This window comes from Streptomyces sp. NPDC001450 (assembly GCF_053597295.1).
Map to the genome: position 1 here is coordinate 88,656 of NZ_JBSFHY010000027.1, position 20,616 is coordinate 109,271.

Annotated in this window: 22 protein-coding genes; 17 read left to right on the forward strand and 5 right to left on the reverse strand. The window is 70.5% G+C overall.

All coding sequences use genetic code 11. The features are described 5' to 3' along the window. Positions 1-17 precede the first annotated feature (17 nt). Positions 18-1,160 (reverse strand): DUF5937 family protein, encoded by a 1,143-nt coding sequence (locus tag ACWC5O_RS27475; protein ID WP_450589737.1) that lies wholly within the window; start codon positions 1,158-1,160, stop codon positions 18-20. 160 nt (positions 1,161-1,320) lie between these two features. On the opposite strand from ACWC5O_RS27475, the gene ACWC5O_RS27480 reads away from it, so the two are divergent. Further along, a complete protein-coding gene (locus tag ACWC5O_RS27480) occupies positions 1,321-1,527 on the forward strand; it encodes a hypothetical protein (RefSeq protein WP_450589738.1) in 207 nt (68 codons plus the stop codon). Here ACWC5O_RS27480 and ACWC5O_RS27485 read toward each other — a convergent pair whose 3' ends face one another. Continuing rightward, complete coding sequence (locus tag ACWC5O_RS27485; protein WP_450589739.1) at positions 1,528-2,700, reverse strand: threonine aldolase family protein; 1,173 nt, start codon at positions 2,698-2,700, stop codon at positions 1,528-1,530. 172 nt (positions 2,701-2,872) lie between these two features. Here ACWC5O_RS27485 and ACWC5O_RS27490 point away from each other — a divergent pair, with 172 nt between their 5' ends. The 10 genes from ACWC5O_RS27490 (at position 2,873) to ACWC5O_RS27535 (ending at position 11,070) form a co-directional block, all read left to right on the forward strand. Continuing rightward, a complete protein-coding gene (locus ACWC5O_RS27490; RefSeq protein WP_450589740.1) occupies positions 2,873-3,817 on the forward strand; it encodes a Rossmann-like and DUF2520 domain-containing protein in 945 nt (314 codons plus the stop codon). Then, positions 3,817-4,818, forward strand: a complete 1,002-nt coding sequence (panC, locus tag ACWC5O_RS27495; RefSeq protein ID WP_450589741.1) for a pantoate--beta-alanine ligase — start codon at positions 3,817-3,819, stop codon at positions 4,816-4,818. The genes ACWC5O_RS27490 and panC overlap by 1 nt, the downstream gene beginning before the upstream one ends. Continuing rightward, entirely contained in the window at positions 4,815-6,542 is a 1,728-nt protein-coding gene (locus ACWC5O_RS27500) for an L-aspartate oxidase (protein ID WP_450589742.1), read from the forward strand. The genes panC and ACWC5O_RS27500 overlap by 4 nt, the downstream gene beginning before the upstream one ends. Continuing rightward, the gene (gene nadC, locus ACWC5O_RS27505) at positions 6,539-7,516 is read left to right on the forward strand and encodes a carboxylating nicotinate-nucleotide diphosphorylase (RefSeq protein WP_450589743.1); all 978 of its coding nucleotides are present in this window, start codon (positions 6,539-6,541) and stop codon (positions 7,514-7,516) included. Before ACWC5O_RS27500 ends, nadC begins: the two co-directional genes overlap by 4 nt. Positions 7,517-7,521: 5 nt before the next feature. Continuing rightward, positions 7,522-8,319 (forward strand): type III pantothenate kinase, encoded by a 798-nt coding sequence (locus tag ACWC5O_RS27510; RefSeq protein WP_450589744.1) that lies wholly within the window; start codon positions 7,522-7,524, stop codon positions 8,317-8,319. Between the two features lie 194 nt (positions 8,320-8,513). After that, entirely contained in the window at positions 8,514-9,185 is a 672-nt protein-coding gene (locus ACWC5O_RS27515; protein WP_450589783.1) for a hypothetical protein, read from the forward strand. Between the two features lie 59 nt (positions 9,186-9,244). Beyond that, a complete protein-coding gene (locus tag ACWC5O_RS27520; RefSeq protein WP_450589745.1) occupies positions 9,245-9,424 on the forward strand; it encodes a hypothetical protein in 180 nt (59 codons plus the stop codon). Positions 9,425-9,569: 145 nt separating this feature from the next. After that, on the forward strand, positions 9,570-9,989 hold the full coding sequence (locus ACWC5O_RS27525) for a BlaI/MecI/CopY family transcriptional regulator (RefSeq protein ID WP_450589746.1): 420 nt from the start codon (positions 9,570-9,572) through the stop codon (positions 9,987-9,989). Positions 9,990-9,998: 9 nt separating this feature from the next. After that, entirely contained in the window at positions 9,999-10,532 is a 534-nt protein-coding gene (locus ACWC5O_RS27530) for an amino-acid N-acetyltransferase (RefSeq protein ID WP_450589747.1), read from the forward strand. Between the two features lie 202 nt (positions 10,533-10,734). Further along, on the forward strand, positions 10,735-11,070 hold the full coding sequence (locus ACWC5O_RS27535; RefSeq protein ID WP_145885753.1) for a histone-like nucleoid-structuring protein Lsr2: 336 nt from the start codon (positions 10,735-10,737) through the stop codon (positions 11,068-11,070). Here ACWC5O_RS27535 and ACWC5O_RS27540 read toward each other — a convergent pair. After that, positions 11,049-11,699 (reverse strand): SCO3374 family protein, encoded by a 651-nt coding sequence (locus ACWC5O_RS27540; RefSeq protein ID WP_450589748.1) that lies wholly within the window; start codon positions 11,697-11,699, stop codon positions 11,049-11,051. The genes ACWC5O_RS27535 and ACWC5O_RS27540 overlap by 22 nt on opposite strands. A 448-nt stretch (positions 11,700-12,147) precedes the next feature. Between ACWC5O_RS27540 and ACWC5O_RS27545 the strand changes: the two genes are divergently transcribed. Next, positions 12,148-14,673, forward strand: a complete 2,526-nt coding sequence (locus tag ACWC5O_RS27545; protein ID WP_450589749.1) for an ATP-dependent Clp protease ATP-binding subunit — start codon at positions 12,148-12,150, stop codon at positions 14,671-14,673. 63 nt (positions 14,674-14,736) lie between these two features. Here ACWC5O_RS27545 and ACWC5O_RS27550 read toward each other — a convergent pair whose 3' ends face one another. Beyond that, a complete protein-coding gene (locus ACWC5O_RS27550) occupies positions 14,737-15,360 on the reverse strand; it encodes an HAD family acid phosphatase (protein WP_450589750.1) in 624 nt (207 codons plus the stop codon). Between the two features lie 455 nt (positions 15,361-15,815). On the opposite strand from ACWC5O_RS27550, the gene ACWC5O_RS27555 reads away from it, so the two are divergent. Further along, the gene (locus ACWC5O_RS27555; protein WP_450589751.1) at positions 15,816-16,367 is read left to right on the forward strand and encodes a M23 family metallopeptidase; all 552 of its coding nucleotides are present in this window, start codon (positions 15,816-15,818) and stop codon (positions 16,365-16,367) included. A 22-nt stretch (positions 16,368-16,389) separates the two neighbouring features. On the opposite strand, the gene ACWC5O_RS27560 is transcribed toward ACWC5O_RS27555, so the two are convergent. Beyond that, positions 16,390-16,989, reverse strand: coding sequence for a TetR/AcrR family transcriptional regulator (locus tag ACWC5O_RS27560; RefSeq protein ID WP_450589752.1), 600 nt, complete (start codon positions 16,987-16,989; stop codon positions 16,390-16,392). A gap of 123 nt (positions 16,990-17,112) precedes the next feature. On the opposite strand from ACWC5O_RS27560, the gene ACWC5O_RS27565 reads away from it, so the two are divergent. From ACWC5O_RS27565 to ACWC5O_RS27580, 4 genes are all read left to right on the forward strand, one after another. Then, positions 17,113-18,672 carry an MDR family MFS transporter gene (locus ACWC5O_RS27565; protein WP_450589753.1) on the forward strand — a complete coding sequence of 520 codons (1,560 nt, stop codon included), beginning with the start codon at positions 17,113-17,115 and terminating at the stop codon, positions 18,670-18,672. Positions 18,673-18,811: 139 nt separating this feature from the next. After that, positions 18,812-19,279, forward strand: a complete 468-nt coding sequence (locus ACWC5O_RS27570) for a helix-turn-helix transcriptional regulator (RefSeq protein WP_450589784.1) — start codon at positions 18,812-18,814, stop codon at positions 19,277-19,279. Continuing rightward, on the forward strand, positions 19,276-19,710 hold the full coding sequence (locus ACWC5O_RS27575) for a VOC family protein (RefSeq protein WP_450589754.1): 435 nt from the start codon (positions 19,276-19,278) through the stop codon (positions 19,708-19,710). Before ACWC5O_RS27570 ends, ACWC5O_RS27575 begins: the two co-directional genes overlap by 4 nt. 23 nt (positions 19,711-19,733) lie before the next feature. Then, a complete protein-coding gene (locus ACWC5O_RS27580; protein ID WP_450589755.1) occupies positions 19,734-20,582 on the forward strand; it encodes a class I SAM-dependent methyltransferase in 849 nt (282 codons plus the stop codon). The last annotated feature ends 34 nt before the right edge of the window (positions 20,583-20,616 follow it).

Here is a 20,616-nt window from a genome sequence, read left to right on the forward strand (position 1 = left end):
CTGAGGTCCCGGGCGCCTCAGCGCAGGACGCCCTCGATGAAGTCGCTGCCCAGGCGGGCCACCGCGGACAGGTCCAGCTGGTGCTGGACGTACCGGCCGCGGCGGCCGCTCGTGATCAGGCCCGCCTTCTTCAGCACCGCCAGGTGCCGGGATATCTCGGGGGCGGACATGCCGTGCGCGTCCGCCAGTTCGCTCGTGGTGTGCTGGGCGCGGGCCAGATGGCGGCACAGCCGCATCCGCACCGGGTGGGCCAGCGCCTCCAGGCGGCGTGTGAGCTGCTCGACGGACGGCGCCTGCAGGTGGGAGCCGCTGACGGGATAGGCGATCGTGGGCTGCCAGCCGTGCCGGTGCAGGACCATCACATGCGGCCAGCCGAGGCTGGTCGGCACCAGGACCAGATTGCCGTCGCCCGTGGCCGTGTGCCCCACCAGGAACTTGTCGACGGTGATGAGCCCGGCCTCCTCGTCCAGTGCGATGGCACCGGAGAGCGAGGCGAGGGCCTCGCCGAGGCCCTTGCGGCGCAGCAGTTCGGTCCGGTGCCGGGCGTCCGCCGCGAGCTGGGGCTGGATCCGGGCCCAGGTGTCGGCGAAGAAGGCCTCGTCGCAGTCGAGCACGAGCTGCCGGAACCAGGCGCGGGCGGCGGGCGGGTCCTCCAGCAGCCGGAGGGTGACCCGCTCCTGGACGGCGCCGCGCGCGGCGGCCAGCTCCAGGGAGCGCCGGCGCAGCTCGGGATCGTCGAGCGGGCCGGGCTCGGCGACGTCGTAGCGCAGCTGGCAGGTGAACTCCAGGGACGCGTGGACGAACTGTTCGTCCGTCAGCATGTCCAGCTGGTCCAGTTCCTCGGTGAGCGTGGCGCCCGGTTGCGCGCGCCCGCCGGGTATCCCGGCGAACGGGGCGAAGACGTCGGAGAACGTCGTGCGCCACAGGAAGTCCGCCTCGCACAGCCGGTCGGCCAGACCCGGGTCCAGCCGGGTCGACACGGCGGTCACCCAGCCCTGCAACTGCGGGTGGTGGCCGGGCTCGCTGAGCGCGTGCAGCGCCATCCCCAGCTCCGCCAGCGGGGAGGGCACGACGGAGACCCTCCCCCACCTATCGGCTGCGCTCGAGCCGGGGGCACCCCCATCGGTGGCGAGTCCGGCGATGTCGATGGTCACGCTCATGTCCCCATGGTGCACCCGGCCACCGACAGTGCCCCGTGGATTGACGGCTGCCGTCAATCCACGGGACATCCGCTCTGAGCAGGAGCAACCTGAGGACACCGGGGCAGCCGCGGAGCCCGATCAGTCATCGATGAGCCACGTCCTGAGAAGGCGATCCGCCATGAGCATCACGCAGCAGTACCTCCTCGACACCTACCGCGCCCGCCTGCACGGCGAGCCCGCACCTCCCGCGCCGGGCCGCCACGACCGCGCCCTGATGCGTGAGCTGCGCGACCACCGGCGGTTTTGCGCGGTCCTCGCCGAGCGCCCGGTACACGGGCGGCTCCGCCAGGCCCTGACCCGCTGGCTGCGCCCCCGCGCGCTGTAGCTACGCCCTCTCCGGCAAGCGCGCCGTGAAGTCCGCGACCGCCGCTCGCACGTCGTCCGCGGTCCACTCCAGGCCGGCGGCGGTCACGGTCACCTCGACCGAGGACAGCCCCGGCCCCTTGGCGTCCCAGGGCCCGACGAAGAGGTAGGTCCCGGTCTCCTCGGCCTGCCGTACGGCCGCCTCCGCCAGTACGTCGGTGTCGTACGGCAGCCAGACCTGGAACTGGTGGGTGTGCGGCTCCTCGGGGTGCACGCGCGCCCACGGCAGCCCGGCCTCGGCGAACCCCTCGCGCAGCGCGGCGGCGACCACGCGCGCGTGGCGCACGTAATCGGGCAGCCGGGGCAGCTCCCGCTCCAGGCCGACGAGCGCCGACAGAGCGGTCGGGAACTGCTGGAAGACCGCGCCGCCGTAGCGGTGCCGCCAGGTCTTCGCCTCCTCGACCAGGGCCTTCGGGCCGGCCAGCGCGGCGCCGCCGAAGCCGTCGAGTGACTTGTAGAACGACACGTAGACGCTGTCCGCCAAGTCCGCGATCTCGTGCAGGGGCCGCCCGAAGTGGACAGTGGTCTCCCACAGGCGCGCGCCGTCGAAGTGCACCACCGCGTCGCGCTCCCGCGCCGCTTGCACGACGTCCGTGAGCTCCTCCCAGGAGGGCAGCACGAAACCGGCGTCCCTGAGGGGCAGTTCCAGCATCAACGCCCCGAAGGGCTCCTCGAAGCCCCGTATCTCCTCGGCCGTGGGGAGCCGGGGCTCCTCGGTGACGCGTACCGTGCGCAGGCCGCTGACCTCCCGGAACGCGTTGCGTTCATGCACCTCGGGGTGGGCGAGCGGGTGCAGGGCGACCGTGGGGTTGCCGGTACGGGCCGCCCAGCAGCGCAGGGCCACCTGCTGGGCCATCGTGCCGGTCGGGAAGAACGCGGCGGCCTGCGTGCCCAGCAGGGCGGCGACCCGTTCCTCCAGGGCCGCGACGATCCGGTTGCCGTACATGTCCGCCGATTCGTCCAGGTCGTACACCTCGTGCGCCGTCTCCTGGAGCAGCGCGAGCCGTTCGCGGACCGAGGCGCGCAGGCCCATGCGCGCGAGGACGCGCGTCGCCTTCCGGTAGCCGGCCGCGCGCCGCTCCTGCAGCTGCTCCTCCGCGGACCGCTCGTCACCCTGCTCAGCCGTATCAGTCATGCCGTGGATCATGCCCCGCGGGCTTCCGCGCGGCAGCGGAATTTCCGTACGGCGAAGGCGTGGCGAAACCCACAGCCTGTGGACAACCGGCCGTGATCCGACCCGATAGCGTTAACATGACGAGAAATCGTCCGGTACCCAGAGCGGACTGGAACGGGAAGGCCGCCGTCGCGTGAGTACAGTCCACCAGCCAGACCTCAAGGACCGCCCCGCGCGGCTCACCGTCGGCGTCGTCGGCGCCGGACGCGTGGGCCCCGCCCTGGCCGCGTCCCTCCAGCTCGCCGGGCACCGCCCGGTGGCCGTCTCCGGAGTCTCCGACGCCTCCCGCAGGCGCGCCGAGACGATGCTCCCCGGTGTGCCCCTGGTACCGCCCGCCGAGGTTCTCCAGCGCGCCGACCTCGTCCTGCTCACCGTCCCCGACGACGCCCTGCCCGGCCTGGTCGCCGGCCTCGCCGAGACCGGCGCCGTGCGGCCGGGACAGCTGCTCGTGCACACCTCCGGGCGGTACGGCGCGAAGGTCCTCGACCCGGCCCTGCGCGCGGGCGCGCTGCCCCTGGCGCTGCACCCGGCGATGACCTTCACCGGCACCCCGGTGGACGTCCAGCGTCTGGCGGGCTGCTCCTTCGGCGTCACCGCGCCCGAGGAGCTGCGCCTGGCCGCCGAGGCCCTGGTCATCGAGATGGGCGGCGAGCCCGAGTGGATCAGCGAGGAGAACCGCCCGCTCTACCACGCGGCCCTCGCCCTCGGCGCCAACCACCTGGTGACCCTGGTCGCCCAGTCCATGGAGCTGCTGCGCACGGCGGGCGTCGAGGCCCCCGACCGGATGCTCGGCCCGCTCCTCGGCGCCGCCCTGGACAACGCGCTGCGCTCCGGGGACGCGGCGCTCACCGGACCGGTCGCGCGCGGGGACGCCGGTACGGTCGCCGCGCACGTCACCGAGCTGCGCCGACACGCCCCGCAGACCGTCGCGGGGTACCTGGCGATGGCCCGCGCGACCGCCGACCGGGCCCTCGCCCACGGCCTGCTGAAGCCGGAACTCGCCGAGGACCTGCTCGGCGTGCTGGCCGACGGCACGAGCGGCATCAACGGCACGAACAGCACCGAGGGGAACCCCTGATGACCGCCGCCCTGCTGAGCACCGCCGAAGAGCTGCACGCGCGCGTGCGCCACGGCCGCCGGGCCGTCGTGATGACCATGGGCGCCCTGCACGAGGGCCACGCCACGCTGATCCGCACCGCGCGTGAGATCGCCGGCCCGGGCGGCGAGGTCGTCGTCACGGTCTTCGTCAACCCGCTGCAGTTCGGCGCCGGCGAGGACCTGGACCGCTACCCGCGCACCCTCGAAGCCGACCTGAAGCTCGCCGAGCAGGCGGGCGCCGACGCCGTGTTCGCGCCCTCCGTGGACGAGGTGTACCCGGGCGGCGAACCCCAGGTGCGCGTCTCCGCGGGCCCGATGGGCGAACGCCTGGAGGGCGCCTCGCGGCCCGGGCACTTCGACGGCGTGCTCACCGTCGTCGCCAAGCTGCTGCACCTCACCCGCCCCGACGTGGCCCTGTTCGGGCAGAAGGACGCCCAGCAGCTGGCCCTGATCCGGCGCATGGTGCGGGACCTGAACTTCGGCATCGAGATCGTCGGCGTACCGACCGTGCGCGAGGAGGACGGGCTCGCCCTGTCCAGCCGCAACCGCTACCTCTCGCCCGACGAGCGCCGTACCGCCCTCGCCCTGTCCCGCGCGCTGTTCGCCGGTGGCGACCGGCACGCCGCGCAGGAGGCGCTGCGCGCGCGGGCCCGCGAAGTGCCCACCACGCACGCGCGTGCCGAGGCGCTGAGCGCCATAGGGGAGTCCCGGGCGGCGGCCGACGCGCACGCCGTGGCCACGGCCGCGCCCGGCGGCCCGGCGGCCGTCCGCGCGGCCGCCCGCCAGGTCCTGGACGAGGCCGTCCGCCTCGACCCGCCGCTCCAGCTGGACTACCTCGCCCTCGTGGACCCGTCCGACTTCACCGAGATCGGTGACGACTTCACCGGCGAGGCCGTCCTCGCGGTGGCCGCCCGGGTCGGCACCACCCGGCTGATCGACAACCTCCCTCTCACCTTCGGATCCCTCGGAGCCGCCTCGTGACCAGCACAGGCATACGACTGCACGCACCCGCCCCCGGGTGGTCCATCTCCGCGGACGTGATCGTCGTCGGCTCCGGAGTGGCCGGCCTGACCGCCGCCCTGCGCTGCGAGGCCGCGGGCCTGACGACGGTCGTCGTCACCAAGGCCCGGCTGGACGACGGCTCCACGCGCTGGGCACAGGGGGGCATCGCCGCCGCCCTGGGCGAGGGCGACACCCCGGAGCAGCACCTCGAGGACACCCTGGTGGCGGGCGCGGGCCTGTGCGACGAGGAGGCCGTACGGATCCTCGTCACCGAGGGCCCCGACGCGGTACGGCGGCTGATCTCCACCGGCGCCCACTTCGACACCGACGACGAGGGCGACATCCAGCTCACCCGCGAGGGCGGCCACCACCGGCGCCGTATCGCGCACGCGGGCGGGGACGCTACCGGCGCGGAGATCTCCCGCGCGCTGGTGGAGGCCGCACGCGCGCGCGGGGTGCGCATGATCGAGAACGCGCTGGTCCTGGACCTGCTCACGGATGCCGACGGCCGCACCGCGGGCGTCTCCCTGCACGTGATGGGCGAGGGCCAGCACGACGGCGTGGGCGCCGTGCACGCCCCCGCGGTCGTCCTCGCCACCGGCGGCATGGGCCAGGTGTTCTCCGCGACCACCAACCCGTCCGTGTCCACCGGCGACGGCGTGGCGCTGGCGCTGCGTGCGGGCGCTGAGATCAGCGACCTCGAGTTCGTCCAGTTCCACCCGACCGTGCTCTTCCTCGGCCCGGACGCCGAGGGCCAGCAGCCCCTCGTCTCCGAGGCGGTGCGCGGCGAGGGCGCCCACCTGGTCGACGCGAACGGGGTGCGTTTCATGGTCGGGCAGCACGAGCTGGCCGAGCTGGCGCCCCGGGACATCGTCGCCAAGGGCATCATGCGGCGGATGCAGGAGCAGGATGCCGAGCACATGTTCCTCGACGCCCGGCACTTCGGCGCCGACATGTGGGAGCACCGCTTCCCGACCATCCTGGCCGCCTGCCGCGCCAACGGCATCGACCCGGTCACCGAGCCCATCCCGATCGCCCCGGCCGCCCACTACGCCTCCGGAGGCGTCCGCGCCGACGCGCAGGGGCGGACGACCGTCCCCGGCCTGTACGCGTGCGGCGAGGTCGCCTGCACCGGCGTGCACGGCGCCAACCGGCTCGCCTCCAACTCCCTCCTCGAAGGCCTCGTCTACGCCGAGCGGATCGCCGCCGACATCGCGGCGGCCCACGCCGCGGACGGCCTCCACGCGCGCGTGCCCGAACCGGTCCCGGACCCGCAGAGGCCCGCGCACCCGCTGCTCGCCCCCGAGGCCCGGTTCGCCATCCAGCGGATCATGACCGAGGGCGCCGGCGTGCTCCGCTCGGCGGAGTCGCTGGAGAAGGCCGCGGACCAGCTCCAGCGGCTGCACAGCGAGGCCCGCGACGCCCTGGAGGAGAACGGCAAGACCGCCGAGCCGGGCGTCGACACCTGGGAGGCGACCAACCTCCTGTGCGTGGCCCGCGTCCTGGTCGCCGCCGCGCTGCTGCGCGAGGAGACCCGCGGCTGCCACTGGCGCGAGGACCGCGCCGAGCGCGACGACACGAACTGGCGGCGCCACATCGTCGTACGGCTCAATCCCGACCGGTCGCTGGCCGTACGCACCACGGACACCGCAGACTTCCCCCCGACCCGGCAACACCAGCGCCCTCAGGAGCAGAACAAGTGAGCACCGACGACCTTCCCCTCGCCTCGACCGGCGGCTGCGGTGACGGCTGCGCCTGCGGCGCGGAGGGGGACGAGGAGTACCTGGAGTGCGGGCTCGACCCCGCGCTCGTCGAGCTGCTGGCCGCTGCCGGACTCGACCCCGTCGAGGTCGAGGACATCGCCAACGTCGCCATCCAGGAGGACCTGGCGGGCGGCGTGGACGTGACGACCGTCGCGACCATCCCCGAGGACGCCGTCGCCACCGGCGACTTCACCGCGCGTGAGGCCGGCGTGGCGGCGGGCCTGAGGGTCGCCGAGGCCGTGCTCTCGGTGGTCTGCACCGACGAGTTCGAGGTCGAGCGGCACGTCGAGGACGGCGACCGCGTCGAGGCCGGGCAGAAGCTGCTGTCGGTCACCACGCGCGCGCGTGACCTGCTCACCGCCGAGCGCAGCGCCCTCAACCTCATGTGCCGCCTGTCCGGCATCGCGACCGCCACGCGCGCGTGGGCGGACGTGCTGGAGGGCACGAAGGCACGGGTGCGGGACACCCGCAAGACCACGCCGGGTCTGCGCTCGCTGGAGAAGTTCGCGGTGCGCTGCGGCGGCGGCGTCAACCACCGCATGTCGCTCTCCGACGCGGCCCTGGTGAAGGACAACCACGTGGTGGCCGCCGGTGGTGTCGCACAGGCCTTCAAGGCCGTACGGGAGGCCTTCCCGGAGGTGCCGATCGAGGTCGAGGTCGACACCCTGCACCAGCTGCGCGACGTCGTCGAGGCGGGCGCCGACCTGATCCTGCTGGACAACTTCACGCCCGACGAGTGCGCGGAGGCCGTCGGGATCGTCCGCGGGCGGGCCCTGCTGGAGGCCTCCGGCCGGCTCACCCTCGACACCGCGCGCATGTACGCCGACACCGGCGTGGACTTCCTGGCCGTCGGCGCCCTCACCCACTCCTCGCCGATCCTCGACATCGGCCTGGACCTGCGCGAGGCGGAGTAACGGCCATGCTGCTCACGATCGACGTCGGTAACACGCACACCGTGCTCGGCCTGTTCGACGGCGAGGACATCGTCGAGCACTGGCGCATCTCCACGGACGCGCGCCGCACGGCGGACGAGCTGGCGGTGCTGCTCCAGGGCCTGATGGGCATGCACCCGCTGCTCGGCGAGGAGCTGGGCGACGGCATCGACGGCATCGCGATCTGCGCGACCGTGCCGTCGGTGCTGCACGAGTTGCGCGAGGTCACCCGCCGCTACTACGGCGACGTGCCCGCGGTGCTGGTCGAGCCGGGCGTGAAGACGGGCGTGCCGATCCAGTTCGACAACCCGAAGGAGGTCGGCGCCGACCGCATCATCAACGCGGTCGCGGCGAACGAGCTGTACGGCGGCCCGGCGATCGTCGTCGACTTCGGTACGGCGACCACCTTCGACGCGATCTCCGCGCGCGGGGAGTACGTCGGCGGGGTCATCGCCCCCGGCATCGAGATCTCGGTGGAGGCACTCGGCATCAGGGCCGCGCAGCTGCGGAAGATCGAGGTGGCCCGGCCGCGGAACGTGATCGGCAAGAACACCGTCGAGGCCATGCAGTCGGGCGTCGTGTACGGCTTCGCCGGGCAGGTCGACGGCGTGGTGAGCCGGATGGCCCGGGAACTGGCCGAGGACCCCGACGACGTCACGGTGATCGCCACGGGCGGTCTCGCGCCGGTGGTGCTGGGCGAGTCCTCGGTGATCGACGAGCACCAGCCCTGGCTGACCCTGATCGGCCTGCGCCTGGTGTACGAGCGGAACGTGTCGCGGATGTGAGGCACCGGCGCCCGTGGAGGGCGCCGGTCTTCGCGGTCCCCGCGCGCCCGGCTTGCGCGCAGCACGCGCGCGGGTGACCCCGGTCGGGGGAAACCCGGCAGCGACACGCGACGACACAGCATCCCGATTCGTCACTTTTGTCCGATTAGCGATAGCGTCGCCGCATGCCCACGCCATACGGATCCCGCGGCGGCATGGCGTTCGGTGCGGAGGAGCTGCGTGTGCTCCGCCGCGCTCTCGCCCTCGCCCTTCACCCCGGCCGAGCGTCCGCCGAGGACGTCAAGGACTGCTTCCGCCTCGCCGAGTCCCTCGACGAGGCGATGCGCGAGGGGGCCAGGCTGCGCGCCTTCCTGGTGGCCGACCTGGGCCGCTACCGCGCCGCCCTGCCGGGCACCGCCGCCGGCTACCTCACCCTGCTCGAGGAGGCGCTGGGCGCCGGGCACCGGCCGACGCCGGACGATCTCGCCGCGCTCCGGGCGCTGCGCGGGAACCCCGTGGCGGCCGTCCTGCTGGACCGCTGCCAGGCGCTCGCCGAGCAGGACGTACGGGCACGCTTCGCGCAGGGCGCCCGCAAGGTCCCGGCCCCCGCCGTACCGCCCTCCAGGACGCGCCTGCTGGCCCTTCCCGGCGGTGCGGGCGAGGCCCTGGCCGCCGAGGCCGACGACCAGGAGAAGCCCGCTCAGAAGCCCGCCCCGAAGCCCGGCAAGACCCCGCCCGCGCGCCCCGCCGAGCGCCCGGACACCGAACCGGCGGCCCCGAAGCGCCCCATCCCCACGCCGGGCGAGGTCTTCCCCCGCCGCAAGCCGCCGACGCCGCCCGCCGAGTCGGCCGACTCGGCCGAGTCACGGCAGCTCGCCGCCGGCTGAGCGACCGGTACGCCCACCCCGCCCCTTTCGCCCCGGCCACCCTGGCTACCCTGGAGCCCATGGACTACGTCTCCGCGCTCGTGCCCCCGGTCGTCATGGCCGTGTTCTTCATCGGTGTGGTCAGGGTGATCGTGAAGACCCAGGGCGGGGCCGCCAAGGCCAAGGAGGACGCGGCCGTGGACGCCGCCCTCGCGCGCACGGAAAGCGCACGTCAGGCCTCCGCCGCCGGCGACGCCTGAACCGTACGACTCTGGGCGCACGACTCCTCGCACCCCGGTGCTTTCCGAGTCGTGCGCCCTTTTTGTTCGCGTTTGTAACCTAAGTGCACGTCCGGCACGCCATTGACGGGATCTCCCACTATTGTTCTGAGCTGTGCCTCGCCCATTGGGAGAACTCGAAGACGCGGTCATGACGCGGGTGTGGAAGTGGAACCGCCCGGTGACCGTTCGAGAAGTCCTGGAAGACCTGCAGCAGGAACGGTCCATCGCGTACACCACCGTGATGACCGTTTTGGACAATCTCCATCAGAAGGGCTGGGTGCGCCGTGAGGCCGAAGGGCGCGCCTATCGATATGAGGCCGTCTCCACCCGAGCCGCCTACGCCGCCGCTCTGATGAACGACGCCTGGTCGCAGAGCGACAACCCCGCGGCGGCTCTCGTCGCCTTCTTCGGGATGATGAGCGAGGAACAGCGCCAGGCTCTCAGGGACGCCGTACGCATCGTCCAGGGTCCGGAAACCCAGGACGCCCCCCAAGCCCCGCGAGAGGAGAACCCCGGCGCGGCGGGGGAGACCGCCGGGCGATAGCGTCCGCTCATGTCAGCAGAGCGTCCCGAAGTCACCGCAAAAGCCATCACCGTCCGGCGGGCCCGGACCAGCGATGTCCCGGCCGTGCGCCGCCTCCTCGACGCCTACGCCCGCGACCGCATCCTGCTCGACAAAGCCACGGTGACGCTTTACGAGGACATCCAGGAGTTCTGGGTCGCGGAACGCGACGACAACGCCGAGGTGGTCGGCTGCGGGGCGCTGCACGTCATGTGGGAAGACCTCGCGGAAGTCCGCACTCTCGCGGTGAAGCCCGGCCTCAAGGGCGCCGGCGTCGGTCATCAGTTGCTGGAGAAGTTGCTGGAGACAGCGCGCTGGCTCGGCGTTCGGCGCGTTTTCTGCCTCACCTTCGAAGTGGACTTCTTCGGGAAGCACGGCTTCGTGGAGATCGGGGAGACACCGGTCGACACCGATGTGTACGCGGAGCTGTTGCGTTCCTATGACGAGGGCGTCGCCGAGTTCCTCGGTCTCGAACGAGTGAAACCGAACACCTTGGGCAACAGCCGGATGCTTCTGCATCTGTGATCGTCTTTGCCCCGGTGCCCTATGTCCGAAACGCGCATGTTTCCGGGCCGGGGTGGGCCCCTGGGCCTCTCCCAGGGGTTTGTGTTTTTCCGGCAAAAGCGGTTTGCTTTCCGACGTACTGCAGTACTGCATATAACAGGGGCGGCGAAACGGCGGGCGCCGCACACCCCTGGCCCTCACGTTATCGATGAAAGGAAATCCGGTGGCACAGAAGGTTCAGGTCCTTCTTGTCGACGACCTCGACGGCGGCGAGGCGGACGAGACCGTGACGTTCGCGCTGGACGGCAAGACGTACGAGATCGATCTCACGACTGCCAATGCGGACAAGCTGCGTGGCCTTCTCGACCCCTATGTGAAGGGTGGTCGGCGTACCGGTGGCCGTGCCTCGGGCGGGCGTGGAAAGACGCGTGCCGCTTCCGGCGGCAGCCAGGACACCGCGCAGATCCGCGCCTGGGCGAAGGACAACGGCTTCGAGGTCAACGACCGCGGCCGTGTTCCCGCGTCCATTCGCGAGGCCTACGAGAAGGCCAACGGCTGATTTCGCCGGCAAGCGGGCGGCTGGGCGCTCGCGCGCCGCAGCCGGACCCGGTGGCACTGCGCTGCCACCGTGTCCACCAGTCGTACGAGATCGGGGGCGCCTCCCGGGCTCCCCATGGCCGGCAACGCCGGCAGCGAGGCCTCGACCTCGCCCCCCGGCCCGGGGGGCCGCAGCCATACAGCGGCCCCCTGCAGGGAAACAGCGGCGGAGAGCCCCTCAGGACGCGGCCGAGCCCCGCTACGGGCCCGCTCGGGCGGAACCGGCGCTTCCATCAGGCCGCCCACGCCCAGGACCCGCAGGTCCAGCGTCAGCGCCCTCCATTCCAGCCACTCCAGCAGCTCGGGTAGTTCCTCCGCACTGCCGACGGCCAGCAGCAGCCGCATCCGGTCGCCTCGCAGAGCCACCGGAGAGTCCGGCGCGAGATGCCTGAGCGCCGCGGCTCCCGCCTCGGCCGGCACGTCCAGGACGTCGAACCGCAGCCCCGTGACCAACCGCAGCGGCCGTCCGGGCACGGTCGGCCAGCCCAGATCGTTCTCGTACCAGTGCCGGGCCCGTAGTTCCGGGTTCTCCGGAAGATCGGGGAGCTTCCGGTCGAGCGGTCGGCGAGGAAGGGGGACAGTGGAGGTCATGGAGACCGAGCCAGCCATGCCAAGTGCAACAGCCGAACCGGGCCACAAGTTACGCTGGGTGCTCTGACGATTGCGCAATGTGCCCAAAAGGGGAGCGTGTGGGGGTCCGGGGAGGCGCAAGGTTGTTCGCCCATAGCGGAGGGAACCGGTGCGCGCGGCATGGAGTGTCAGTCCCTGCGGGTAAGACATGCCTAGTGGGAGGGGGCGACGCGCAGAACGGGCCGTCTCACGTTCGCCATCGGCGTAGTGGCGAGTGGGGTAACTGCCTGGCCTGCGGGAACATCGTCTCGCACCATCGGGTTGGAGCAGATGTCGGCGTTCGGGGTCAGGAGGCCAAGGACGGTGTCGGCAGTTGGAATGAGCGGTCCCCGCTTGCGGGACTAAGCTGCGGAAGGACAGGGAGGGGAAGTTCCCCCCACTGCCTGACCGCTCTGAGGAGCGATTAACGATGTTCGAGAGGTTCACCGACCGCGCGCGGCGGGTTGTCGTCCTGGCTCAGGAAGAAGCCCGGATGCTCAACCACAACTACATCGGCACCGAGCACATCCTCCTGGGTCTCATCCACGAGGGCGAAGGTGTCGCCGCTAAGGCCCTGGAGAGCCTCGGCATTTCGCTTGAGGCGGTCCGCCAGCAGGTTGAGGAGATCATCGGCCAGGGCCAGCAGGCCCCGTCCGGCCACATCCCCTTCACCCCCCGTGCCAAGAAGGTCCTGGAGCTGTCGCTCCGCGAGGCCCTTCAGCTGGGCCACAACTACATCGGCACGGAGCACATCCTGCTCGGCCTGATCCGTGAGGGCGAGGGCGTCGCCGCCCAGGTCCTGGTCAAGCTGGGCGCAGACCTCAACCGGGTGCGGCAGCAGGTCATCCAGCTGCTCTCCGGTTACCAGGGCAAGGAGACCGCCACCGCCGGCGGCCCGGCCGAGGGCACGCCCTCGACCTCCCTCGTCCTGGACCAGTTCGGCCGGAACCTCACCCAGGCCGCTCGTGAGTCCAAGCTCGACCCGGTCATCGGGCGCGAGAAGGAGATCGAGCGGGTCATGCAGGTGCTGTCCCGCCGTACGAAGAACAACCCGGTCCTGATCGGTGAGCCCGGTGTCGGCAAGACCGCCGTCGTCGAGGGCCTCGCCCAGGCCATCGTCAAGGGCGAGGTGCCCGAGACGCTCAAGGACAAGCACCTCTACACGCTGGACCTCGGCGCCCTGGTCGCCGGCTCCCGCTACCGCGGTGACTTCGAGGAGCGCCTGAAGAAGGTGCTCAAGGAGATCCGCACCCGCGGCGACATCATCCTGTTCATCGACGAGCTGCACACGCTGGTCGGTGCGGGTGCCGCCGAGGGCGCCATCGACGCCGCATCGATCCTGAAGCCGATGCTGGCCCGCGGTGAGCTGCAGACCATCGGTGCGACCACGCTGGACGAGTACCGCAAGCACCTGGAGAAGGACGCGGCCCTGGAGCGCCGCTTCCAGCCCATCCAGGTCGCCGAGCCGTCCCTGCCGCACACGATCGAGATCCTCAAGGGTCTGCGCGACCGGTACGAGGCCCACCACCGCGTCTCCATCACCGACGAGGCGCTGGTCCAGGCCGCCACCCTGGCCGACCGGTACATCTCGGACCGCTTCCTGCCGGACAAGGCGATCGACCTGATCGACGAGGCCGGTTCCCGCATGCGCATCCGCCGGATGACCGCGCCGCCGGACCTGCGCGAGTTCGACGAGAAGATCGCCGCCGTCCGCCGGGACAAGGAGTCCGCGATCGACTCGCAGGACTTCGAGAAGGCCGCCTCCCTGCGCGACAAGGAGAAGCAGCTCCTGGCCGCCAAGGCCAAGCGGGAGAAGGAGTGGAAGGCCGGCGACATGGACGTCGTCGCGGAGGTCGACGGCGAGCTGATCGCCGAGGTCCTCGCCACGGCCACCGGCATCCCGGTCTTCAAGCTGACCGAGGAGGAGTCCAGCCGCCTGCTCCGCATGGAGGAGGAGCTGCACAAGCGGGTCATCGGCCAGAACGACGCCGTCAAGGCGCTGTCGAAGGCGATCCGCCGTACGCGTGCGGGCCTGAAGGACCCGAAGCGTCCGGGTGGTTCGTTCATCTTCGCCGGCCCGTCCGGTGTCGGTAAGACCGAACTGTCCAAGGCGCTCGCCGAATTCCTCTTCGGCGACGAGGACGCGCTGATCTCCCTCGACATGTCGGAGTTCAGCGAGAAGCACACGGTCTCGCGTCTCTTCGGTTCGCCCCCCGGCTACGTGGGCTACGAAGAGGGCGGCCAGCTGACCGAGAAGGTCCGCCGCAAGCCGTTCTCCGTCGTCCTCTTCGACGAGGTCGAGAAGGCCCACCCGGACATCTTCAACTCGCTGCTGCAGATCCTGGAGGACGGTCGCCTGACCGACTCCCAGGGCCGGGTCGTGGACTTCAAGAACACGGTCATCATCATGACGACCAACCTCGGCACCCGGGACATCTCCAAGGGCTTCAACCTGGGCTTCGCGGCCACGGGTGACACGAAGTCGAACTACGAGCGCATGAAGAACAAGGTCTCGGACGAGCTCAAGCAGCACTTCCGCCCCGAGTTCCTCAACCGCGTCGACGACGTGGTCGTCTTCCCGCAGCTGACGCAGGAGGACATCCTGCGGATCGTCGACCTGATGATCGGCAAGGTGGACGAGCGCCTGAAGGACCGGGACATGGGCATCGAGCTCTCCCAGTCCGCCAAGGAGCTGCTGTCCAAGAAGGGTTACGACCCGGTGCTGGGCGCGCGTCCGCTGCGCCGCACGATCCAGCGCGAGATCGAGGACAGCCTGTCGGAGAAGATCCTCTTCGGCGAGCTGCGTCCCGGTCACATCGTGGTCGTGGACACCGAGGGCGAGGGCGACGCCGCCGCCTTCACCTTCCGGGGTGAGGAGAAGTCGGCACTGCCCGACGTCCCGCCGGTCGAGCAGGCGGCCGGCGGTGCCGGACCGAACCTTAGCAAGGACGCGTAAGCGTCACGATCGACGAGAAGGGGCCGGTGCTTTCGAGCACCGGCCCCTTCTCGTATGCACGCTCTACGACAACTGCCCGTTGTAGTCCGGCAGTTTGAACGTCTTCTCGGCGTGGCCGCCCGACAGGTCGGTGGCGCTGTTGCCGATGTTCGCGATGATCGTGTAGCCCTGGTTCTCGATGTCGACGCGCTGGGCGGTCTTGTAGGCCGCGACGTCCTTGAAGAGGTCGAACAGGCCGCGGACGTAGAGACCGGAGACGTCGTAGCCGTCGTGCTCGAGGTTGTACTCGGTGGGCCAGTAGATGATGCCCGGCCGGGCCGTGACGAAGAACAGCGAGACGCCGTGCTCCTGGGCGTACTCGGCGACGTTCAGCACCGGCTTGTTGGCCGGCTGCGGGTAGCTGAAGCCGAAGTCGGTCTCCAGCGTGGTGTTGTCGATGTCGAAGACGATCGCCTGCTTCTCACCGGGCTTGGCGTCGGCGATGCGGGACTTCAGGTACGGCAGGGCCTGGTCCATGACCGACTGGCAGTCCTTCTGCCAGGTGGCGTAGTCGACCTTGGCGGCGGTGGCGGAGGCGCTGCTGGTCGTGCTCGTGTCCGCTGCCTCGGCCGGGGCGGCCAGCGCGGTGAGCGCGGCCACGGAGACGGCGGTGGCGGATATCCGGAGCGCCCAGGGGCGTCTGGTCATCGGTGGGGGTCCTCTCACGTCCGTACGCTGCACGGCCTGAACGGTGAACTGTCAGGAGCATGATCTGTGGCGAGGGTGGCGCGAGGGGAACCGTAGGGTTACCGGAGAGTAGGTGGCTAGAGGTGTGCGTCACATTTCTCGAATCGGCGCTTTGAGGATCCGGTGATATGGCGCACAGGTGAAATGTCCGTTACTAACCCACATAGTCGGACTCTCTATTCGGGCAAAAGGGACCTTTCATCCCGGAATCCTGCGTGAAGTGCCGCAGTGGTCAGGGCTGGTGGCCAGGGTGGGCGCTATGTCAAGGAGTGGGCGTTTTTAACCCCATCTACTATCTTGCGCCGTAGATATGGGCTCTTGGGCTGAGATGGGGTGACGGGTTACCAATGACTGGCCCGTCCGGCGAACGTCTGTGCGCCGGGTGGCGGATCTGTCCCCGAGCCCACGAGGTCTTCATGTTCCAGCGCTTCACGTCCCGTTCTTCCCGTACGTCCTCGCTTCGCAGCCGCGTGACCGTCCTGGCCGCCGGAGTGGGCGCCACGGCCGTGCTGGGGACCGGGATCGCGAGCGCCGCAGCTCCGTCCGCGGCCTCCTGGGTCGACCCGGTGAAGAAGTACACGCTCTCCGCCGGCTTCGACCAGGCCGGCAGCCACTGGGTCGCCAAGCACAGCGGCCAGGACTTCGCCGTCCCGACCGGCACCGAGGTCGTCGCCGCGCACGGCGGCACCGTCGTCAAGGCCGGCCCCAACGGCGCCGGTGACGGCCCCGCGTACGGCAACGCCGTCGTCATCAAGCACGGCAACGGCACCTACTCGCAGTACGCGCACCTCTCCCGCGTCGACGTCAAGATCGGTCAGATCGTCAAGACCGGCCAGCACATCGCCCTGTCGGGCAGCACCGGCAACTCCACCGGCCCGCACCTGCACTTCGAGATCCGTACGACCCCGAACTACGGCTCGGCGGTCAACCCGGTCGCCTTCCTGCGCGCCAAGGGTGTGACCGTCTGAGCCGGTCCTCCGGGCGGCTGGACTAGATCTGCTTGTGGGTGCCCTGGTGCGCCTGCGTGACGAGGTCCATGGCGACTTCGAGAACGGCCTCGTGCTTCTTCTCGGAGTCGCCTTCCACGTCCTGCATCACGAACATCCCCGCGTGCAGCGTGAACATCGCGCTGATGCAGCGGACCTGCTCCACGAGCGGCGCCTCGGGGTCGATGAAGATCTCCCTGAGGTCGCGCATCCGGTCCTTGAAGGTGTCGCCGATGCGCAGTTCCCGTACCGTCGCCTGGTTCTCCTGCATGAACCGGAAGAGCGGTTCCGCGCCGACCAGGGCCTGGCTGTAGCGCCGCAGGATCTCGTGCTTGGTCTCCAGGGTGTGCGGCTGGTTGCGGCCCCACTCGATCAGGTCCTGGATCGGTTGTGTCAGGTCCTCGAAGAGGCTGACGATGATCTCTTCCTTCGTCTTGAAGTGGTAGTACAGGGCCGCCTTCGTGACGTCGAGATGCTCGGCGATCTCGCGCAGCGAGGTCTTCTCGTAGCCCTGCTCGGCGAAGAGTTCGAGCGCGACGTCCTGGATGCGCTGGCGGGTGTTGCCGCGGCGCTGCTGCTTGGTGCCGTCCATGGTGACGCCCATCCTCGTACTCCTCGCCCCCCGGCGGAAACTTACTTGACGCCCGGCTAGTGACAGGTCTACCTTCCCCCAGTGTAGTGAACTAGCCGGGCGGCAAGTAAGTAGTCGTCAGGGGGAGTAGGAGAGATGGCGGACACACAGGCGGCCGTGGCGGCCCAGGGGACACCCGATCGACAGGAGAAACAGCCCAAGAGCGTGCGCGTGGTCCTGCTCGCGCTCATGATCGCGATGATGCTCGCGATGCTCGACAACATGATCGTGGGTACGGCGATGCCGACGATCGTCGGCGAGCTGGGCGGGCTGCAACACCTCTCGTGGGTCGTGACCGGCTACACCCTCGCGACCGCGGCGGCCACCCCGATCTGGGGCAAGCTCGGCGACATGTACGGCCGCAAGGCCACCTTCCTGACCTCGATCGTGATCTTCCTGATCGGCTCCGCGCTCAGCGGCATGGCCCAGAACATGGGGCAGCTCATCGGCTTCCGCGCGATCCAGGGCCTCGGCGCCGGCGGCCTGATGGTCGGCGTGATGGCGATCATCGGCGACCTGATCCCGCCGCGGGAGCGCGGCAAGTACCAGGGCATGATGGCCGGTGTCATGGCGCTCGCGATGATCGGTGGCCCGCTGGTCGGCGGCACCATCACCGACAACTGGGGCTGGCGCTGGTCCTTCTACATCAACCTGCCCCTCGGCGTGGTCGCGCTGGCGCTGGTCAGCGCCGTCCTGCACCTGCCGAAGAAGCGGGCCAAGGCCGGCATCGACTACCTCGGCGTCGTCCTGCTGACCGTCGGAATCACCTCCATCGTGCTGGTCACCACCTGGGGCGGCACCGAGTACGCCTGGACCTCCGCGCGGATCATGGAGCTGATCGGCATCGGCGTCGCCGCACTGATCGGGTTCGTGTTCTGGCAGACCAAGGCCGCCGAGCCGGTCGTGCCGCTGCACATATTCCGCAGCCGCAACTTCACCCTGATGTCCCTCATCGGCTTCATCACCGGCTTCGTGATGTTCGGCGCCACGCTCTTCCTGCCGCTGTACCAGCAGTCGGTGCAGGGCGCCTCCGCGACCAACTCGGGGCTGCTGCTCCTGCCGATGCTCGGCGCGATGCTGGTGACCTCGATGGTCGCCGGGCGGGTCACCACCGGCAGCGGCCGCTACAAGATCTTCCCGATCGTCGGCGGTGCGCTGATGATCGTCGGCCTGTACCTGCTGTCGCTGATGGACACGGACACGACCCGGCTGACCTCCGGCCTCTACATGGCCGTGCTCGGTCTCGGCATGGGCTGCCTGATGCAGGTCACCATGCTGGTCGCGCAGAACAGCGTGGAGATGAAGGACATGGGCGTGGCGTCCTCGTCCACCACCCTGTTCCGTACGCTCGGCTCCTCCTTCGGCGTCGCCATCATGGGCGCCCTGTTCAACCACCGGGTCCAGGACGTCATGGCCGAGCGGGCCGGCGCGCTGGGCTCGAAGATCACCGAGCAGTCGGCCCAGCTGGACGCGGCGAGCCTCGCGAAGCTGCCGGCGGCGGCGCGGGAGGCCTACCAGCACGCGGTGTCCGCCGGTACGCACTCGGCGTTCCTGCTGGGCGCGGTGATCGCCGTGATCGTGCTGATCGCCTCGCTGTTCGTGACGGAGGTGCCGCTCCGGGGCGGCCCGCAGAAGCCCTCGACGGACAGCGCTTAGGCGGATGCCGCTCCGGCTCCGGTGATCGAGGCAGTCTGAGTTTCCGAGCCGAAGGCCCCCGGTCGGTGTCCGCCCCGGGGGCCTTCGCCATGCCCGGCCTCTGTCAGTGCCCCATGTCACCATCGGCCTCATGGACAAGATGCGCCGGTTGCGCCTGGCCAAGGACGCCATGGACCGTGACTGGGCCGACCCAGCCCTGGACCTGGACGCGGTGGCCGCGCATGCCGGGTACTCGCGCTATCACTTCCTGCGCGCCTTCAAGGACGCGTACGGCGAGACGCCCGGGCAGTATCTGACCCACCGCCGGATCGAGCGGGCCGAGGAGATGCTGCGCGGGGCCAACCTCACCGTGACCGAGATCTGCACCCTGGTCGGCTTCAGCAGCCTCGGCACCTTCTCCGCCCGCTTCAAGGCCCGCACCGGGCTCACCCCGAGCGAGTACCGCACGAAGCATGTCGGCCGCGGCGCCTCCCTCATACCCGGCTGCTACGCCATGCTCTGGGCCGGCGGTTTCAACACCGCAACTTCGAAGAAGCGCGCCGAGCCCGCCCCTGCCTACGGTGACGAGCAGGAACAGCAGCCTGCCGACAGGAGAGCGGAGCCGTGATCAAGGGCCTGGGCATCACCACCGTATGGACCTTCGACCAGCAGCGCACGAAGGCCTTCTTCACCGAGAAGCTGGACTTCGAGGTGCGTGGCGACCTCGCCGTGGGGGACATGCGCTGGGTCACCGTCGGCGCCAAGGACCAGCCCGGTGTGGAGCTGGCCCTGATGAGCCTGGACGGTCCCGGCCTCGACCCCGAGTCCGCCGAGGCGTTGAAGAAGCTGGTGGCCAAGGGGGTGCTGGGAGCAGGGGCGTTCCGCACGGACGACTGCCGCGGGGACTACGAGCGGTTCAAGGAGCGGGGCGTGGAGTTCATCCAGGAACCGCAGGAACGGCCGTACGGCATCGAGGCGATCTTCCGGGACGACAACGGCAACTGGTACTCGCTGACCGAGCGCAGCGAGGAACTCGACTTCTCGAAGGACTTCGGCTGACCGGCGGACGGGGAGGGAACGGCATGCACGAGCAGACGGTCGAGGCGGACCACACGGCCGTGCGGGTCGCCCTGTGGCGGGCCCTGCACGTCCAGGCCGATCCGCCGCCGCATGTGATCGACGACGAGATCGGGCTGCGGCTGGCGGCCCCGGGCGAGGACTGGCGCGGCCGCCCGGACATGGACGTCGAGGCCACGCGGCGCACCCGCGCGTCCATCGCGGCCCGCGCCCGCTTCGTGGAGGATCTCGTCGTGGACCAGGCCGCGCGGGGCGTCGACCAGTACGTCCTCCTGGGGGCCGGACTGGACACCTTCGCCCAGCGGCGGCCGGACATCGCCGCCACGCTCCGGGTGTTCGAGGTGGACCGGCCCGGGCCGCAGTCCTGGAAGCGACAGCGGCTGGCCGAGCTGGGGTACGGCGTCCCCGAGTGGCTGCGGCTGGTGCCGGTCGACTTCGAGGGGGACTGGTGGGGGCAGCTGGTCACGGCCGGCCTGGATCCCGGCCGGCCGGCGGTGGTGGCCGCCACCGGCGTCACGATGTATCTCACCGGGGACGCGGTCGAGGCCATGTTCCGCCTCGTCGCCTCGCTCGCCGCGGGCTCCACACTGGCCACGACCTTCCTGCGGCCGCCGGCGGACGTCGAGCCGGAGCAACGTCCGCAGCTCCAGGCCGCCGTGAACGGCGCCCGTGCCGCCGGGACCCCCTTCCTCAGCTTCTTCACACCGCCGCGGATCCTGGCCCTGGCCCGCGAGACCGGGTTCCGTGAGGTCCGCCATGTCACGGCCGAGGAACTCGGCGAGCGCTACTTCGCCGACCGGACGGATGGCCTGCGGCCGTCACGAGGAGAGGAACTGCTCGTCGCGACGACGTGAGGCGGTCACGTGAGGCGACCACGTCAGGCGGCCA

Coding starts and splice junctions, on each gene's coding strand:
- ACWC5O_RS27565 (WP_450589753.1), top strand. CDS start 17,113: ATGGCGGACACACAGGCGGCCGTGGCGGCCCAGGGGACACCCGATCGA.
- ACWC5O_RS27515 (WP_450589783.1), top strand. CDS start 8,514: ATGGCGTTCGGTGCGGAGGAGCTGCGTGTGCTCCGCCGCGCTCTCGCC.
- ACWC5O_RS27545 (WP_450589749.1), top strand. CDS start 12,148: ATGTTCGAGAGGTTCACCGACCGCGCGCGGCGGGTTGTCGTCCTGGCT.
- ACWC5O_RS27520 (WP_450589745.1), top strand. CDS start 9,245: ATGGACTACGTCTCCGCGCTCGTGCCCCCGGTCGTCATGGCCGTGTTC.
- ACWC5O_RS27580 (WP_450589755.1), top strand. CDS start 19,734: ATGCACGAGCAGACGGTCGAGGCGGACCACACGGCCGTGCGGGTCGCC.
- ACWC5O_RS27530 (WP_450589747.1), top strand. CDS start 9,999: ATGTCAGCAGAGCGTCCCGAAGTCACCGCAAAAGCCATCACCGTCCGG.
- panC (WP_450589741.1), top strand. CDS start 3,817: ATGACCGCCGCCCTGCTGAGCACCGCCGAAGAGCTGCACGCGCGCGTG.
- ACWC5O_RS27560 (WP_450589752.1), bottom strand. CDS start 16,989: ATGGGCGTCACCATGGACGGCACCAAGCAGCAGCGCCGCGGCAACACC.
- ACWC5O_RS27550 (WP_450589750.1), bottom strand. CDS start 15,360: ATGACCAGACGCCCCTGGGCGCTCCGGATATCCGCCACCGCCGTCTCC.
- ACWC5O_RS27510 (WP_450589744.1), top strand. CDS start 7,522: ATGCTGCTCACGATCGACGTCGGTAACACGCACACCGTGCTCGGCCTG.
- ACWC5O_RS27570 (WP_450589784.1), top strand. CDS start 18,812: ATGCGCCGGTTGCGCCTGGCCAAGGACGCCATGGACCGTGACTGGGCC.
- ACWC5O_RS27540 (WP_450589748.1), bottom strand. CDS start 11,699: ATGACCTCCACTGTCCCCCTTCCTCGCCGACCGCTCGACCGGAAGCTC.
- ACWC5O_RS27480 (WP_450589738.1), top strand. CDS start 1,321: ATGAGCATCACGCAGCAGTACCTCCTCGACACCTACCGCGCCCGCCTG.
- ACWC5O_RS27485 (WP_450589739.1), bottom strand. CDS start 2,700: ATGACTGATACGGCTGAGCAGGGTGACGAGCGGTCCGCGGAGGAGCAG.
- ACWC5O_RS27475 (WP_450589737.1), bottom strand. CDS start 1,160: ATGAGCGTGACCATCGACATCGCCGGACTCGCCACCGATGGGGGTGCC.
- ACWC5O_RS27555 (WP_450589751.1), top strand. CDS start 15,816: ATGTTCCAGCGCTTCACGTCCCGTTCTTCCCGTACGTCCTCGCTTCGC.